15 protein-coding genes are annotated in these 17,492 nt (G+C 28.8%); 10 read left to right on the plus strand and 5 right to left on the minus strand.

Translation table 11 applies throughout. The features are described 5' to 3' along the window. The first annotated feature begins 5 nt into the window (after nt 1-5). Nucleotides 6-1,223, plus strand: coding sequence for a D-alanyl-D-alanine carboxypeptidase (locus tag HA152_RS04885; protein WP_209134159.1), 1,218 nt, complete (start codon nt 6-8; stop codon nt 1,221-1,223). Between the two features lie 7 nt (nt 1,224-1,230). Here the strand turns inward: HA152_RS04885 and coaD are convergent, their stop codons facing one another. Continuing rightward, the gene (coaD, locus tag HA152_RS04890) at nt 1,231-1,704 is read right to left on the minus strand and encodes a pantetheine-phosphate adenylyltransferase (RefSeq protein WP_209134161.1); all 474 of its coding nucleotides are present in this window, start codon (nt 1,702-1,704) and stop codon (nt 1,231-1,233) included. A 59-nt stretch (nt 1,705-1,763) separates the two neighbouring features. Between coaD and HA152_RS04895 the strand changes: the two genes are divergently transcribed. From HA152_RS04895 to HA152_RS04910, 4 genes are all read left to right on the plus strand, one after another. Then, nucleotides 1,764-2,252, plus strand: coding sequence for a flavin reductase family protein (locus tag HA152_RS04895; protein WP_011818417.1), 489 nt, complete (start codon nt 1,764-1,766; stop codon nt 2,250-2,252). 9 nt (nt 2,253-2,261) lie between these two features. Then, the gene (gene uvrC / locus HA152_RS04900; protein ID WP_075537881.1) at nt 2,262-4,220 is read left to right on the plus strand and encodes an excinuclease ABC subunit UvrC; all 1,959 of its coding nucleotides are present in this window, start codon (nt 2,262-2,264) and stop codon (nt 4,218-4,220) included. An 88-nt stretch (nt 4,221-4,308) separates the two neighbouring features. After that, a complete protein-coding gene (gene hemJ, locus HA152_RS04905) occupies nt 4,309-4,875 on the plus strand; it encodes a protoporphyrinogen oxidase HemJ (protein ID WP_209134163.1) in 567 nt (188 codons plus the stop codon). Next, nucleotides 4,868-5,515, plus strand: a complete 648-nt coding sequence (locus tag HA152_RS04910; protein ID WP_209134165.1) for a PHP domain-containing protein — start codon at nt 4,868-4,870, stop codon at nt 5,513-5,515. Before hemJ ends, HA152_RS04910 begins: the two co-directional genes overlap by 8 nt. Before the next feature lies 1 nt (nt 5,516). Here the strand turns inward: HA152_RS04910 and cobN are convergent, their stop codons facing one another. After that, nucleotides 5,517-9,254 carry a cobaltochelatase subunit CobN gene (gene cobN / locus HA152_RS04915; protein ID WP_209134167.1) on the minus strand — a complete coding sequence of 1,246 codons (3,738 nt, stop codon included), beginning with the start codon at nt 9,252-9,254 and terminating at the stop codon, nt 5,517-5,519. 72 nt (nt 9,255-9,326) lie between these two features. Between cobN and HA152_RS04920 the strand changes: the two genes are divergently transcribed. Both HA152_RS04920 and metH read left to right on the plus strand, forming a co-directional pair. Beyond that, the gene (locus HA152_RS04920; protein ID WP_209134169.1) at nt 9,327-10,241 is read left to right on the plus strand and encodes a branched-chain amino acid transaminase; all 915 of its coding nucleotides are present in this window, start codon (nt 9,327-9,329) and stop codon (nt 10,239-10,241) included. A gap of 13 nt (nt 10,242-10,254) precedes the next feature. After that, on the plus strand, nt 10,255-13,821 hold the full coding sequence (gene metH, locus HA152_RS04925) for a methionine synthase (RefSeq protein ID WP_209134171.1): 3,567 nt from the start codon (nt 10,255-10,257) through the stop codon (nt 13,819-13,821). Between the two features lie 9 nt (nt 13,822-13,830). Here the strand turns inward: metH and HA152_RS04930 are convergent, their stop codons facing one another. Beyond that, nucleotides 13,831-14,049: a hypothetical protein gene (locus tag HA152_RS04930; RefSeq protein ID WP_025888346.1), complete on the minus strand. Its 219-nt coding sequence runs from the start codon at nt 14,047-14,049 to the stop codon at nt 13,831-13,833. Nucleotides 14,050-14,147: 98 nt separating this feature from the next. Here HA152_RS04930 and HA152_RS04935 point away from each other — a divergent pair, with 98 nt between their 5' ends. After that, nucleotides 14,148-14,531 (plus strand): DUF2237 family protein, encoded by a 384-nt coding sequence (locus HA152_RS04935; RefSeq protein ID WP_209134173.1) that lies wholly within the window; start codon nt 14,148-14,150, stop codon nt 14,529-14,531. A 48-nt stretch (nt 14,532-14,579) separates the two neighbouring features. Further along, entirely contained in the window at nt 14,580-15,410 is an 831-nt protein-coding gene (locus HA152_RS04940; RefSeq protein WP_209134175.1) for a DUF4922 domain-containing protein, read from the plus strand. A 3-nt stretch (nt 15,411-15,413) separates the two neighbouring features. Here the strand turns inward: HA152_RS04940 and HA152_RS04945 are convergent, their stop codons facing one another. Then, nucleotides 15,414-15,593: a hypothetical protein gene (locus HA152_RS04945; RefSeq protein WP_209106380.1), complete on the minus strand. Its 180-nt coding sequence runs from the start codon at nt 15,591-15,593 to the stop codon at nt 15,414-15,416. A gap of 145 nt (nt 15,594-15,738) precedes the next feature. Here HA152_RS04945 and HA152_RS04950 point away from each other — a divergent pair, with 145 nt between their 5' ends. Next, entirely contained in the window at nt 15,739-16,749 is a 1,011-nt protein-coding gene (locus HA152_RS04950) for a molecular chaperone DnaJ (protein WP_209134177.1), read from the plus strand. A 421-nt stretch (nt 16,750-17,170) separates the two neighbouring features. Here HA152_RS04950 and HA152_RS04955 read toward each other — a convergent pair whose 3' ends face one another. Then, entirely contained in the window at nt 17,171-17,419 is a 249-nt protein-coding gene (locus HA152_RS04955; protein WP_209134179.1) for a hypothetical protein, read from the minus strand. Nucleotides 17,420-17,492 lie beyond the last annotated feature (73 nt).

Genomic DNA, 17,492 nt, shown 5'->3' on the forward strand with positions numbered 1-17,492 from the left:
TGAATGTGATAAAAAAAATTTATTCATTTTTCTTAATTGTTCTTGTATTAGTAACATCTCCTTTCTTAATAAGATATTTACTAACAAATCAGAAAATAACTATTTTAAATAGTATTTATTTTAATTTTCCGGGAATAATTACTAAAAACAAAATATGTCCTACTTATGATGCTTTATTGAATCAAACGCTTGATGATTCTTTTAGTGTATCAATTATTAATAATAAAGGGGAAATGATAAGTTCCTACAATGAGGATGTGCCAAGGTTGCCGGCATCTAATCAAAAATTATTCTCATCAGCTTATGTTTTAAGTAAATATAAATTAAATAATAATTTAAAAACTTCCTTATTTAAAAATAAAAACACTTATTATTTACACGGTCAAGGTGATCCAGATCTTAATTATGAAAATATAATCGAACTAATTTCAAATGTTAAAGAAAATAAAATTATTAATTTTAATATTGTAGAAATTGATTCAAAATTATATTGGCCTAATGGTTGGACAAATACTGATAAACTTTACGAATATGGATCTCCAATTACATCTCTTGCAATAGAAAGTAATCACAATAAATATGATGATATTTATGCATTAAAAAATTTTATTAAAAATTATTTAAAAAACAAATTTCCAAATTCTAAAATAAATATAGATTTTTTTGATTCAGAAAAAACTTTTTATTTAAAAAATATTAAAGAGATAAATAAAGTATATTCAACTCCAATTCTTTCATTATTAACTCTAACAAATTCTGAAAGCCATAATTTTACGGCTGAATCTCTTTTTAAAAATGCCTCAAATACATGGAACGATAATAACTATATAAAATTGAAAAGATGGCTTGAAAATAAAGGTCTCACATCAACTAATGCATACTTTGCAGATGCTAGTGGATTGTCTAGAAAAAATAAAGTTACAACAAAGTTAGTTGTATTGTTTTTAGATAAAATGAGATATTTTAATGATTTTAAAGCTTATCAATCTACACTCTCAATTACGGGAGTGAGAGGAACTTTAGCTAAAAGATTTGTAAATAGTGAATTGTCTGGAAAGTTTTTTGGCAAAACAGGGACTCTTTCAAATGTCTTTGCATTATCTGGCTTTTTATATAAAAATGACCAGCCAATAATTATAAGCATTATCCAAAATTCTAATAAAATTGATAACGAAAAAGCTTTTAAATTATTACGTGATATTTATTACTTGAAATCCTGTTAAAAAAATATTATTTAAAATAATCTATTAAATCCTTCTCAACAGAGGGGGGTACCATGTGATTAATTTCACCGCCAAATTTTGCAACTTCTTTTACTAAAGAACTACTAAGAAAACTATAATTTGTATTTGTCGATAAAAATATAGTTTCAATATCATTATTAAGTGATTTATTTGTATGAGCAATCTGTAGTTCATACTCAAAATCACTCATTGCTCTTAAGCCTCTAAGAATAAGATTAGCTTTTAGATCATTTGCACAATCAACAGTTAGACCAGAATAAGAAATAACTTCAATATTAGGTAAATGAGAAAGAGAATTTTTTATTTGTATTATTCTTCTTTCAAGATTAAATGTTGGTGTTTTAGAGGTATTTTCTAAAACAGCAACTACTAGATTGCCAAATATTTTTTCAGCCCTTTCTATTAAATCAAGATGCCCATTTGTTAAGGGATCAAATGTACCTGGATAAAGAATTTTCATGAATTTATTATGATCGAATAAGAAATTTAGTTAAAATAATATTATTAGTTAAATCAATTATGACATTAAATCTAGAAGCAAAAAAAATCTTATTAAGAAAAATACCTCACGGATTATTTATTTGTGGCGTTAGAGACGAGGATAAAAATGAAGTGAATGGATTTACTGCAAGTTGGGTGACTCAAGGTTCTTTCACCCCACCATTAGTTGTAATGGCAGTTAGAGCAGAGGGTTCTAGTCATGAAATAATAAAGTCAACCAATAAGTTCTCATTAAATGTGCTCAAAAGTGATCAAAAGGATCTAGCGGCTGTCTTCTTTAAACCTCAAAAAGCATTAGGAGGTAGATTTGAATCTGTTGAATTTAATTTAGGTGAGCTTGGATTGCCTATTTTAGTTGATAGTGTTGGTGGTGTTGAATGTAATGTTGTTGGAAGTGTTATGCATGGAGACCATACCGTTTTTGTAGGAGAGGTGCAATCTGCTTATCTGAATAATGATGTTGACTCACTAAATTTATCTTCAACTGGCTGGAATTATGGAGGTTAACTACTATAAATGAGTAATTCCTCTATCGAAAAAATAAATAACAAATATAATTTTAAAATTGAATATAAATTAATTAATAATAAGGAGTTATTAAAATCAAGATTATCCGAAATTCCAAAGTCATCTGGTTGTTATCTTTTTAAAGATATTGATAATAACTTACTTTATATCGGTAAATCTAAAAAACTACGCAGTAGAGTAAGTAGTTATTTCAATAATTATTCAGATTTAACTCCCCGATTAAGTTTGATGGTTCGTCAAATAACTGAAATAGAAATAATAGTGACAGATAGCGAATATGAAGCATTAAATTTAGAGTCAAATTTAATTAAAACAAACAAACCATATTTTAATATTCTTTTAAAGGATGATAAGAAATATCCATATCTTTGTATAACTTGGAGTGAAAAATATCCTCGAATATTTATTACAAGAAGAAGAAGAAATAGAAATAATTTAGATAGATATTATGGACCTTATGTTGATGTCGGATTATTAAGGAGAACATTATTTACGATAAAAAAAATATTTCCACTTAGACAAAGACCAAGGCCAGTCTATAAAGATAGAACTTGTTTGAATTATTCAATAGGAAGATGTCCAGGTGTTTGCCAAGAAGTTATATCATCTGACGATTATAAAAAAATAATGAAACAAGTATCTATGATATTTCAGGGAAGAAATGATGACTTAGAAATATTTTTACAAAAAAAAATGCTGCAATTTTCAAATGATTTAGATTATGAGAATGCAGCAAAAATAAGAGACCAAATTTCAGGTTTAAAATTATTAACTGAATCACAAAAAATATCAATACCAGATTCTTCAATTAATAGAGATATCTTTGGAATAGTTTCAGAAAAAAATGTAGCTAGTATACAAATTTTCCAAATGAGATCAGGTAAGCTCATTGGGAGAATTGGCTATAGTCAAAAATTAAATAATGAAGATGAAAATCTTATTTTACAAAAGATATTAGAAGAGCATTATATGAATGTTGAACCTGTAGAAATACCATCAGAAATTCTTATTCAATATAACCTTCCAAAACAAGCAACCATAGAGGATTGGTTAACGGAGCTAAGAAAAAAGAAAGTAAAAATCCTAATCCCAAAAAGAAATAAAAAACATGAAACTGTAGAAATGGTTTTAAAAAATGCGAAATTGGAATTAGATAGAATATTAAATGGGATACAAGATAATGAATCATCAATTGAGGATCTTGCCCAAATACTTGAATTAAGCGAACAACCTAAAAGAATTGAAGGCTATGATATAAGTCATATTCAAGGTAGTGACCCTGTAGCATCACAAGTCGTTTTTATTGATGGGGTTCCTTCTAAACAGCATTATAGGAAATATAAAATTAAAGATCCAAACGTTTTTATAGGACATAGTGATGATTTTGCTTCGATATATGAAGTAATACAAAGAAGGTTTAAAAAATGGTCAAGATTTAAAGAAAGCGGAGGGGATTTTTCAATATTAAATGATAAAACGAATAGTAAATTAGACAATGAACTTCTATCAGATTGGCCTGATTTAATAATGATTGATGGAGGAAAAGGACAGTTAAATGCAGCTATTAAAGCATTAAAAGAATTAAATCTTGAGGAAGAAGTAACTATATGTTCATTGGCAAAAAAAAATGAAGAAATATTTATTCCAGGATTTACTAAGTCTCTTGATACTGATGAAAATCAAAAAGGAGTTCTTCTATTAAGAAGGGTAAGAGATGAAGCACATAGATTTGCATTATCTTTTCATAGAGATAAAAGATCTAAAAGAATGAATAGATCTCAATTGTCCCAAATCAGTGGATTAGGACCATCAAGAATAAGAGAATTGCTGGAGCATTTCAAATCAATAGACGCGATAAGAATAGCTAGTAAGGAGGATTTATCAAAAGTTAAAGGACTTGGAAAAAATTCAGTTAATGATATATATGAATATTTTAACGAGTTATAAATATTAATTAAATTTTGAAAAATAGATTTCTTGATATTGTTAAATATAACTATATTAAAAACATATATTTTTAAATTAATCTAGTAATTTGGCAGCTGAAGCATATCTCTGGTTTAAATCACTTCACATTATTGGTGTAATCGTTTGGTTTGCGGGACTTTTTTATTTAGTAAGACTTTTTATATATCATGAAGAATCTAAAAATATGGATGATGAATTAAAAATTGCCTTTAATAAACAATACACCTTGATGGAAAAAAGGCTGGCGAATATAATCACAACACCCGGGATGATATTAGCTTTAAGTATGGCTATTTGCATGGTTATTATGCAACCAAGTTGGTTAAGTGAGAAGTGGTTGCAAATTAAAATTTCTTTTGTTTTGGGATTAGTAATTTATCATTCTTATTGTTATAAAATAATGTATTCATTACAAAATGGTACTTCAACCATTTCAGCAAAAAACCTTAGATTATTAAATGAATTGCCTACTTTATTATTATTTATAATTGTACTTTTAGTTATTTTTAAAAATAATTTTCCAACTAGTATTGCTACATGGAGCGTAGTTGGACTAATTATTTTCATGTTGGCTTCTATTCAATTATATGCAAAGATTAGAAAGAAAAATGAGAATTCATTAAGTAATGAATAGGGAAGACTTAGTAAAATTAACTTCCAATATTAATAAAAATAGTTGTCCTAATAATATTAATTTTCACTGTCATACAAAATTTAGTGATGGAAGTTTAGAACCATATGAACTTTTAGATCAAGCTTATAAAAATAACTTGAAATTTTTATCAATAACCGATCATCATACAATTAAAGCTCATGAATATATAAAAAAAAATAATATACTCAAAAATTATCCTAAAGATTCCTTTACATTAATTTCGGGAATAGAAATTAATTGTTTGATTTTAGGATGTTTAGTACATGTAATTGGATTGGGAATAGATATAAAAAGTAAATACCTAAATCCCTACATCCTTGGAGAGTCTCCAATAGGTAATGATTTAAATATTAAATCAGTTATAAAAGCAATAAATTTAGCTGGTGGTTTATCATTTCTTGCACATCCAGCGAGATATAGGATTCCCTTTTATAAATTAATTCCAGAGGCCAAAATACAAGGTATTGATGGAATAGAGGTTTGGTACGATTATGAACTTAATGAAGAATGGAATCCTAGTTTATTTGTATGTTCAGAGATAGATAAATTAGCAGATAAATATTCAATGCTAAAAACATGCGGAACAGATAGTCATGGACTTTCGCTATTAGGTAGATAATTTAGAATTCATTTTTTTCAATTATTGAATCAGTATTAATAATTATGTTCTTTAAATTTTCAATGACATCTGATGAACAATTATTCCACATTTTTCTATTTACAATTTCAAGAAATCTTTGTGCAATATCTCTTAAAGCCCATGGATTGTTCTCTAGAAAGAAATTCCTAAGATCCAGATCACATAACCATGATTTATAAACTTCCTCATAACACCAATCTGAGACTACTTCAGTAGAAGCATCAAAAGCATATAAGTAATCTAGTGTAGCTGAAAATTCAAACGCTCCTTTATAACCATTATCCTTCATTCCATTTATCCATTTAGGGTTAAGTATTCTTGATATAACAACTTTATTAATTTCATCTTGTAATTTTGAAATTTTGGATAATCCAAATTTTGATAAATCACCATGATACATTTCAGGAAATTTACCGCTCAATTTTTTTACTGCTGAAGATAAGCCACCCTGAAACTGATAATAATCATCAGAATCTAAAATATCATGTTCCTTATTATCTTGGTTATGAACTACTAACTGAACATTTTTAAGAGCATTTTCTAATGATTTTTTATCCTCTATAGGTTCAAGATTATCACTGTAAATCCACTTACTCCAATTAAGATAAGATTCTCCAAAATCATCAATATTTTCCCAATTAGAATTAGAAATTAGTTCTTGTAGTCCAGCTCCATATGAACCTGGGGCTGAACCAAATATACGATTAATTGAATCACCATCCCTTGATGCCCCAGCAAGAGGGTTAAATTTATCATCCTCATTAAGATTAGAAACAAGATTTATTGCTTTAGAAGTTAATTTAACTAACTGTGGAAATGCATCTCTAAACATTCCTGAAATCCTTAAAGTAACATCAACCCTTGGTCTTTCGAGAACAGATAAAGGAATGATTTCTAGATCTACTACTCTTCTTGAGGGCCCATCCCAAATAGGCTGTACTCCTAATAAATATAGTATTTGACAAATGTCTTCACCACCATTTCTCATTGTGGATGTTGCCCATACAGATATTGCTATATTTTTTAAATCTTCTCCATTATCTTGTTTGTATAAATCAAGTATTTGTGAGGCGGATTGACAACCAACACTCCATGCTGATTCAGTTGGCAGTCCTCTCGAATCAACTGAAAAGAAATTTTTACCAGTGGGTAAAGCTTCAGTTTTACCTCTCGTAGGGGCTCCAGATGGACCACTTTTTACATATTGTCCATTTAACGAATTAATAAATGATAATTTCTCATTATATGAAGAATTAATGATTGGATATAGAATCTCTTTTTTTAATAATAAAAAATACTTATTATGTTTTTTTTCATTAAAGAAATAGTCTATTATTTTCTGATTTTTATATTTCTCAAGATTTTTTATATTGGTATTCATTTTGTAAAAAAACAAATATATTAAATACTTTGCTTGTTGTTCCAAAAAATCAATAGCCATTCTAAAGTTTAAAATGTTTTTGTTGGAAAAAATCAATAATATTTTTTTATCCTTTTCACTTAACTTTTGATCATATATATTTGTCCAAGGATCCAAATCTAGTTTTAAATGTTTTGCTATATATTGAACAATCCCAATTCTATTGGCATTTGGCACTCTAGCGACACACAAGAATAAATTTATTTCATTAATGTCATTCTGCCTATTACCAAAAATATGCAAACCTGTCCTAATTTGAGATTCTTTAATTTTGCAAAGAAAAGAATCAATCTCTTCAATTTGATTATTTTTATTATTTAAAGTGATTTCGTTAAAATCTTTTTTAATTAATTCAAAAATGGATTTTTCTATAATTTCAATCCGATTAGAATTTAATAATTTTGCTTCAAAATATTCGTCTAAATAATTTTCTAATATTGAATATTTTCCATATAATTCTGACCTATCCAAAGGAGGGGTTAAATGATCAATAATTGTTGCAGCAGTTCTTCTTTTAGCTTGGGATCCTTCCCCAGGATCATTTACGATAAAAGGATATATGTTTGGTATTGCTGGACAAATAATATTTGGAAAACATTTATTACTGAGACCTATAGATTTGCCAGGTAACCATTCAACAGTCCCATGTTTACCAATATGGCAAATAGCATTTGCGTTAAAAACTTTTTCAATCCAAAAATATTGTGCTAAATATCTATGGGGAGGTGGAAGATCGGGAGAATGAATATCTCTATCAGTGAGAGAGTCATAACCTCGTTGAGGTTGAATCAATAATGTTATTTTTCCAAATCTAATACCATTTATTGAGAAGCCTTCATTATCAAGATCGATCGCTTCTGATGGTTTACCCCAACGGTTAACAATAATATTTTTTGGTTCAAGTTCTAAATAATTCCAATATTTTAAATATTCACTAAGTGGTAAGTAATCTAATGGTTTATTATTTTGAGATTCAATATCATTAGTTCTAGTTTTTATAAGTATTGACATTAATTCCGAAGAATCTTGAGGATAATTACAAGATCCAAGATCATAACCTTCTTCTTTTAACCAGTTAAGAATATTTATTATCGAAGATGGTGTATTAAGACCAACACCATTACCGATTCTTCCATTCTTTACTGGATAATTACTTATTATTAAACAAATTTTTTTTTCAAAATTATTAAGTTGTTGAAGTTTCACATAATTTGTTGCGAATTTTGAAATCCATTTAATACCTACTTGATCAGCTTTGTAACTGGTTATTTCACTGTAGAGTGTATTTTTTTTAGAAATTATTTCTTTAAATGCTGAAGGACAGGTAGTAATCCTTCCATCAAATTCAGGAATAATTATTTGCATCAATAAATCAGATGAATTCATTCCAATGGATGAATTTAACCAATTTTTTCTTGATCTATTTGAAGAGAGAAGCTGTAAAATTGGAATTTTAAGAGAAGTAAAAATATTTGTAGAATTTTCAATTAATTCGTTATTTTTGATTTGAGATGAAGAAAATGAAGTTGTGGTAATTATTAATCTAATATCTTCCTTTTTAAAAATTTCTATTAATTTCTTTTGAATAATATGATCTTTTAGTGTTGAAATAAATAACGTTTTAGGCGATAGTCCGCATCTTCGTAACTGCAAGTTAAGTTTTTCGTTTACTTCAATTTCATTAGCCAAAAAAAGTGATTTATAGGATATTATTCCAATCTTTTCTCCTTTTTCAATTTTCCAATCATATAAATAAGGATCTGGATAAAAACTAATATTCAAAAACTCATCAGGAATTAATGTTTCATTTACCTTTAGATAATTTAAACAATTAAGAAATTTTCTATAATTCTCCATTCCTCCCGATCTTAGTAATCTAGAAATATTTAATGCAATATTTTTATCTATACTACTTATTTCACTTAAGGACACTTCCTGATCAACGGTACCTGATAGGATTAATAACTTCCTTTTTTTATTGACTGCTTGCCAATTTAAAAGTTGTTCAATTCCATAGTTCCATGTACCTTTATCGCCAAAAATTCGTAGTATGACAACTTTTGCATAATTAATTGTTTTTAATAAATAATTATCTATTTGAGCTGAGGAATTTAAATTAGAAATTTCTAAAGCTCTTATATTATTTTTTAATGAAGCAAATTCTTTTTCTAACAATAAGTTTGATATGAGATTTAAATCAGCTTTTACACTTGTTATAAAAATAAAATCTGCCGCTGGTTGCTCAATTAAATCATCATTATTCTTTTCATTTCCTGCTACATTTAATATCCTGTGCATTTTTATATATAAATAAGGTTTAGAATACGTAAGTAGGATAAAACAAGTTTACCTTAATTAAATAAATTGAATATGCATGAATTTCTTCCATACGCCTGGTTCGAAGGTAAATGTATTCCATTTAAAGAAGCAAAAATATCAATAGCTACTCATGCACTACATTACGGTACTGCTGCATTTGGAGGAATGCGAGCGATACCTAACCCTACAAATAAAGAAGAATTCCTTTTATTTAGAACTGATAAACACATAAAAAGATTATCTCAAAGTGCAAAATTACTCTTAACTGATATATCTGAAGAATATATTTTTAAAGCCTTAGAGGAAGTTATAAAAAGAAATAAGCCACAAAAACCTATTTATATTAGACCATTCGTATATACAAGCGATTTAGGTATAGCTCCAAGGTTACACAATATTGAAACAGATTTCTTTATGTATTGTATTGAACTAGGAGATTATCTATCCCCAGATGGGGTTTCATGTAGAATGAGTAGTTGGACTAGACAAGAAGATAGATCTCTCCCATTGAGAGGAAAAATAAGTGGAGCTTATATTACTAGTTCATTAGCTAAAACAGAAGCTAGTTTATCGGGTTTTGATGAAGCCCTGCTATTAAATTCAAGTGGTAAGGTAAGCGAAGCTAGTGGTATGAATTTATTTATTGTAAGGAATGGAGACTTAATCACTCCTGGTGTTGATCAAGATATCCTTGAGGGTATTACTAGAGCTAGTGTAATTGAATTAGCAAAATCATTTGGAATAAATGTAATTGAAAGGCCTGTTGATAAAACAGAATTATTAATAGCAGATGAAGTTTTTCTAACTGGTACAGCAGCAAAAATTACACCAGTTAAAAAAATTGAATCAAGTGAATTAAATGGTGAAAGACCAATAATGAATAAATTAAAAAGTAAGCTTATAGAAATAACAGAAGGTCGTACTCAAGATTATGATAATTGGGTAACAAGAATTTCTATAAAATAATTTTCACCTAAAAATGGAATCTTTCAGAACCTTTCTAAATAGAGATGAAAAGCCATTAATAATTTTTGACGGAGGTACTGGAACATCATTTCAGAACTTAAATCTTACAGCAGACGACTTTGGAGGAAAAGAATTAGAGGGTTGTAATGAAAACCTTGTTTTATCCTCACCAAAGATAGTTGAAAAGGTCCATAATTCATTCTTAGAAGCAGGTTGTCATGTTATAGAAACTAATACTTTTGGTGCCTCATCAATAGTTCTTGATGAATATGATATTAAGAATAAGGCATATGAGATAAATAAAAATGCTGCTCTAATAGCAAAAAAAGCTGCTACAAAATATGCATCAGTTGATAAGCCAAGGTTTGTTGCTGGTTCAATTGGACCAACCACTAAATTACCCACATTAGGACATATAAATTTTGATGAATTAAAGGAATCATATAAAGAACAGATATATGGTCTTACGGATGGAGGAGTTGATCTACTTTTAATTGAAACTTGTCAAGATGTATTGCAAATAAAATCTGCCTTATTAGCTTCTAAAGAAGTACTTGATAGTAAAAATATAGATATACCTATAATGGTATCTATAACAATGGAAACAACAGGTACTATGCTTGTTGGATCTGACATTGCCTCTGCATTAACAATATTAGAGCCGTTTAATATAGATATCCTTGGACTAAATTGTGCTACTGGTCCAGAACAAATGAAAGAACATATTAAATATTTGTCTGAAAATTCTCCCTTCGCTATAAGCTGTATTCCCAACGCAGGACTTCCTGAAAATATTGGCGGTGTTGCTCACTACAGATTAAAGCCAATAGAATTAAAGATGCAGTTAATGAATTTTATATATGACTTTAATGTTCAATTAATAGGTGGATGTTGTGGGACAACACCCGAACATATTAAATATCTTTCTTCAATAATCGATGAAATTATTGATAACGAAATGCCAAATAAAAATGGTAAGAACAATTTAAGTGGCTATATTCCTTCTGCATCATCAATATATAATTCTGTACCTTACAAACAAGACAATTCTATTTTGATTGTAGGCGAAAGATTAAATGCTAGTGGATCTAAAAAGGTAAGGGAGTTGTTAAATAACGATGATTGGGATGGACTAGTATCAATTGCCAAGCAACAACAAAAAGAAAATGCACACGTTCTTGATGTGAATGTTGATTATGTAGGGAGAGACGGAGTGAAAGATATGAAAGAAATAACATCAAGACTTGTTACCAATATAAATTTGCCATTAATGATTGACTCTACAGATGCTGACAAAATGGAAAGTGGATTAAAGTCAGCTGGTGGTAAATGTATTATAAATTCAACCAATTACGAAGACGGTAATGAAAGGTTTGATCAAGTTCTAAATTTAGCCTTGGGGTATGGTTCAGGTCTTGTTGTAGGAACTATTGATGAAGATGGAATGGCAAGGAATGCAGATAAAAAATATGACATTGCTAAACGAGCAATTAATAGAACCAGGGAATGCGGTTTGTCTGATTATGAGCTCTTTTTTGATCCATTAGCTCTTCCAATATCTACTGGGATAGAAGAAGATAGATTAAATGCTAAAGAAACAATTACTGCTATATCAAAAATTCGTGAAAATTTTCCTGAGACTCACATCATACTTGGGATATCAAACATTAGTTTTGGTCTTTCACCATTATCCAGAATTAATCTAAATTCAATATTTTTAGATGAATGCATTAAAGCAGGATTGGATTCTGCTATCATCGCACCAAATAAAATTTTGCCATTATCAAAAATTTCTGGAGAAACCAAAAAGCTTTGCTTAGATTTGATATACGACAAAAGAAAATTTGAAGATGATATTTGTATTTATGATCCATTAGTAGAATTAACAAAAGCTTTTCAAGATTTATCTATTCAAGATTTCAAAAAAGCATCTTCAGAAAATAAAAACCTAACTCTGGAAGAAAGCCTAAAAAATCATATTATTGATGGAGAAAAAATAGGTTTAGAGGATCAACTAAATAAAGCTTTAAAAAAATATAAACCTCTAGAAATAATTAATACCTTTCTACTAGATGGGATGAAAGTTGTAGGTGATTTATTTGGCTCAGGTCAAATGCAATTGCCATTTGTACTCCAATCCGCCGAAACAATGAAATTTGCCGTTTCAATTTTAGAACCACATATGGAAACTGTGGAAGAAAACATATCAAATGGAAAACTCTTAATTGCAACAGTCAAAGGCGATGTTCATGATATAGGAAAAAATTTGGTTGACATAATACTTACAAATAATGGTTATGACGTAATAAATCTTGGAATAAAGCAAGATGTTTCAGCAATTATAGATGCACAAAAAAAGCATAATGCAGATTGCATCGCTATGAGCGGATTACTTGTTAAATCAACTGCTTTTATGAAAGATAATTTAGAAGCTTTTAACAATGAAGATATTAGTGTACCAGTAATATTAGGAGGTGCAGCCTTAACCCCAAAATTTGTAAATGAGGACTGCAGCAAAATATATAAAGGGAAAATTTTATACGGAAAAGATGCGTTCACTGATCTTAAATTCATGAATGAATATATGGACAATAAAAAAAAGGGTAATTGGTCAAATACAGAGGGATTCATCAACAATGAGGGAATAGATATTAATTTAGCCTCATCAAAGTCCAACTCTCAAGCTGTTAAAAAATCAATATCTATAGATATAGAGACTTCTAAATTAAATTTAAAAGAAAATTTTATAAGATCTAAATTTATAAATGAAGAAGAACCAATTCAAGCTCCTTTCTTGGGAACGAAAGTCTTGAACGAGATTGATATAGATTTAAATAAGTTAATTTTTTATTTAGATACAAAAGCTCTATTTAGCGGACAATGGCAAATAAAAAAAGGAAAAAACCAAAGCGTAGATGAATACAATAACTATTTGGATTCATATGCTAAACCATTGCTAGATAGATGGTTAGAGACAATTGTAGAAAAAAAACTTATTTCACCCAAAGCAGTTTATGGATATTTCAGATGCGGTAGAAAAGATAATAGTATTTTCTTATTTGATGAGAAATCATTAAATAAAATTTCCCAATTTAATTTTCCACGACAAAAATCTGGGAATAATTTATGCATAGCTGATTTTTATTGTGATTTGAAAAATGATAAACCGATAGATATATTTCCTATGCAGGCAGTAACCATGGGCGATATTGCTAGCGAATATTCTCAAAAATTATTTAAAGAAGATAAATATAGCGATTATTTGTTATTCCATGGACTTACAGTGCAATTAGCAGAAGCTCTAGCTGAGTATGTCCATGCATTAATTCGTATTGAATGTGGTTTTAGGTCTGAAGAACCAGACAAAAATAGAGAAATACTAGCTCAAAAATATAGAGGAGCTAGATATTCTTTTGGTTATCCTGCATGTCCAAAAGTATCTGATTCAAACATACAATTATCATTGTTGGATGCCAAAAGAATAAACTTGACTATGGATGAATCTGAACAACTTCATCCAGAACAAAGTACTACAGCTATCATTTCACTACACTCAAAAGCTAAATATTTCAGCGCTTAAGCTAAATTTTTAGTTATTTTCTAAATATTCAATAATTTCTTCCTGTAGTTCTTCCATCGTTTCATTATCACCCAGATCAAGTCCCTCACCCGCGGCATCCTGTGTTAACTCAAGATAATATGAAGCACCATCACTAGATAAAAATTCTAATGCGGAAGTTTCATCACTATCTTTAAAAGCTTCATAAAGAGCTTTAAATGCAATGTTTTCAGTAAAGTCCCAATCCATAATGAAAAAAACCTTATTAGAATTATTACCTCCTTACCCCCCATACTCGTCAACCTTTTTTAAAGAAATGTTGGTGTTTTATTATTATTAAAAAAACTATGACCATAAATAATCAAAATCAGTTAAATGTCCTTGGAGAAGAAATTGAGATTTGTAGTTGCGAACCTATGACAGGGTGGTTCAGGGATGGATTTTGCAACTATGACAAAAATGATGGAGGGAATCATTCCATATGTTGTGTAATGGATGATAATTTCCTGAAATATAGTAAATCACAAGGTAATGATTTAATAACCCCCATGCCTATTTATTCCTTCCCAGGACTAAAGGATGGTGATCATTGGTGTATTTGTCTTGATAGGTGGAAGCAAGCATTATTAGACGGTCTTGCACCAAAAGTCATATTAGAATCAACTAATATTGTAGTCTTAGAATCAGTACCTCTGGAAAAATTGAAAGAATATCAATTTAATAAAAAGTAATTACAAGTTTATATTTTTTTTTAAAATGATAATGATAAATTTTTTTAAATGAGTTTAGAAATATATTGGAAAAAAGCACTAGAACAAACTCAATTATCAATTGATGATGAATCATTATGTCCTCTCAAAACTGATATTATTACTAGTGATTTATATGAAAAAGACGACTTCATAATTAGGAAACTCGATACTTCAAAATTTATTAAAAAAAAAATTTATGGTCCTAAGCAAAATCCGTTTTGTCCTTGGGAAAAGATACTAGAAATTGATAAAATTGGTGATAATCATCAACTAATATTAAATAAGTACCCTGTACAAAAAGGTCATATTTTACTTATTACAAATAAATGGAAACCTCAAAATGGATGGTTAGATATTAAAGATTGGAGAGCGATCCAACAAGTTAATAATGATACTAGTGGATTATGGTTTTTCAATAGTTCTCCAATTGCGGGAGCAAGTCAACCTCACAGGCATTTTCAACTTCTGCGTAGATCTAAAGGTGAGATATCATGCCCTAGAGAAAAGTGGTTTTTAGAGATGAACTCATATCAAGATCTAGATAGTAAGCTTAAAAAAAATATTATTGTATCCAAATTTGATTTTTTAGAAAATCCATCATGTCTTTTTGAGTTTTACTTAGAATTATGCAAGAAATTGGGACTTGGGGATCCTATTAGTGATAAGAAACCGATATGTCCCTACAATATTTTAATAACTAATAAATGGATCGCTATTATAAAAAGAAAAAATGATCATATTCATGGTTTCAGTATTAACGGTTTAGGATTTGCAGGATATCTACTAGTAACTGAAAATTCAAATATTAATTATTTAAAGAAATTTGGCCCTGAAAAACTTCTAGAAAGTTTTGTTTGAATACTAATTAGTTACCTCAACTTCCTTATCCCTGCTTATTTGGCTTTCTAGAACTTCTATAGATGCTGTTACTGATGCAATTTTACGTTCAAGTGAATCCTTAATATAGTTGAGCATTTCTAATTTCTTGTGTTGATAAAAACTCTTTTTTTCTTTAGATGACTTGGAATAACAATTAAACATTTTTTATTTTTATTATAAAAAGATACTTAATTGACTTGTGACAGAAAAAATAAATTGGTTTTAATTTAAAAACAATATTCCTTATGGACTTTCAATATTTTTTGAATAAAATTAAATAAATTCCATACTCTTCAAGAAAATATTATTGAATAGTCCTGAAAATTCAAATACAAAAAGAATTTCAATTGATTTACCTGAGGAACTAATTTCCAGGTTTGATCAATTACGAAAAGAGTGGGGATTTAGAGCAAGAGGACCTGTAATAGAAAAGATACTTAAAGAACTTCTTCAAGAAGATGATTTACTACCTAAAAACCAACAGCAAGAAATAGACTTTAACGATAAGAATACTAATGAAAATTTAAATATTGATGAAGATACTGCATTGGTATTAATTAAATCAGACGTAAAAAATGAAGTTAATGAGATATCTTTAAATAAAAGATCTACAAATAACAATCAATATAAAGAAACAGCCAACTCAAATATAAGCCTTCCCAATTTCGTTGAAAAAAAAGTAAAGAATCTAAGAAGAAGTATTAATAGTGAAAAATTAAAGGAGAATATTAATGATATTCAAATTAATACAATCAAAGAAACTGAATTAATAAAATGTCGAATTGAGTTAATTAGTCATTGGAAAACACTATATGGATCAGTTCCTAATGACCATGTAGTAGAAGCTTCAATGGATTGGTTTGAAAGGGATATATGGCCAAATCTTGATGGGACTGAAAATCTACCCTTTACTTGGAGTGCAGCCAATAAATTAATGTCAGAATTATGCCCATTTTGGATAAAGAAAAATCCATCACTTGAAATTGTTTTATTAATGATTGGCGTTTTAGAAGACCCTTTTGCAACATCAGATCTGATAAATAGAATACCAACACTTATGAGAAGGTTTGTAAGTAGATTTAAGCGAAATAATAGATCAAATTCATTTGAAACTTTGGACTCAACAATGACAGTACATGGAGCACTTAAATTATTGAATTTATCAACATCAGCAGGATCAGCTCATACATTCCGTAAAATTAGGGAGGCCTATAAATCAATAGCCTTAGAGACACATCCAGATGCTGGAGGATCAACAGATCAAATGAGAAAATTAAATGAAGCGTATCAATTGCTAAAAAATCTATATAGAGACTAGTATAGTAATTCCCATATAAGACTAATTACAAGTCTAATTAATAGTCTCATATAAGATAGCTGTGAAGCAAATAATTTCCAATTTTAATCAATTATTTTTATTCAAATTTATGTAAGCAAAAAATATGTATTAATGAAATCAAGACAAAATTTGCTTTTAAAAAATAAAAATTTCTTTGTATAGCAATTCTTAAATAAGACTTATTATAAGTCTATTGTATAGTCTCAAAATAGATAAGTAAGATAAATAAATTAATCGATTTGAATGAATCATGCCCAAACTGCTTAATGCCTGGGAAAAATTAAAAATTGAATAATAAATCAATAAATTATGTCCTTTAAATGTCCAAGAAATTAATAAGGGCTAGAAAGCATTGCTATAAGGGCTTTTTATGAGCCTCCGTACTGCCTTAAAGACAGTACTACTTAGATTGAAGCTTTTCAGTGGCAGTTTGTTTATCAATACTAGGTACATCACTTAATCCATTAGCATCAAACCAAGGGGCGCTCGCCCAATCAAAGCCTTCGCCAAAAGTATTATCTGGTGCAGTTACATACCAATGACATGATGCATCTGGTATATCAACAGCACATTTTGACCAATCATCTGACCACTGAGGGACCTGTACCCACAGCACTGAAGATAGAAGTAGAGATATCAGATTAATCATGAACTTTATCATACAACATTAATTACTTTTATAGGATTATTATCTATCTAATATAAGAATCATATATAGACTA

The organism is Prochlorococcus marinus XMU1412, assembly GCF_017696315.1.
Lineage (GTDB): Bacteria > Cyanobacteriota > Cyanobacteriia > PCC-6307 > Cyanobiaceae > Prochlorococcus_A > Prochlorococcus_A marinus_AF.

Coding starts and splice junctions, on each gene's coding strand:
- HA152_RS04940 (WP_209134175.1), top strand. CDS start 14,580: ATGAGTTTAGAAATATATTGGAAAAAAGCACTAGAACAAACTCAATTA.
- HA152_RS04955 (WP_209134179.1), bottom strand. CDS start 17,419: ATGATTAATCTGATATCTCTACTTCTATCTTCAGTGCTGTGGGTACAG.
- HA152_RS04945 (WP_209106380.1), bottom strand. CDS start 15,593: ATGTTTAATTGTTATTCCAAGTCATCTAAAGAAAAAAAGAGTTTTTAT.
- cobN (WP_209134167.1), bottom strand. CDS start 9,254: ATGCACAGGATATTAAATGTAGCAGGAAATGAAAAGAATAATGATGAT.
- HA152_RS04930 (WP_025888346.1), bottom strand. CDS start 14,049: ATGGATTGGGACTTTACTGAAAACATTGCATTTAAAGCTCTTTATGAA.
- coaD (WP_209134161.1), bottom strand. CDS start 1,704: ATGAAAATTCTTTATCCAGGTACATTTGATCCCTTAACAAATGGGCAT.
- uvrC (WP_075537881.1), top strand. CDS start 2,262: ATGAGTAATTCCTCTATCGAAAAAATAAATAACAAATATAATTTTAAA.
- HA152_RS04935 (WP_209134173.1), top strand. CDS start 14,148: ATGACCATAAATAATCAAAATCAGTTAAATGTCCTTGGAGAAGAAATT.
- HA152_RS04910 (WP_209134165.1), top strand. CDS start 4,868: ATGAATAGGGAAGACTTAGTAAAATTAACTTCCAATATTAATAAAAAT.
- HA152_RS04895 (WP_011818417.1), top strand. CDS start 1,764: ATGACATTAAATCTAGAAGCAAAAAAAATCTTATTAAGAAAAATACCT.
- HA152_RS04920 (WP_209134169.1), top strand. CDS start 9,327: ATGCATGAATTTCTTCCATACGCCTGGTTCGAAGGTAAATGTATTCCA.
- metH (WP_209134171.1), top strand. CDS start 10,255: ATGGAATCTTTCAGAACCTTTCTAAATAGAGATGAAAAGCCATTAATA.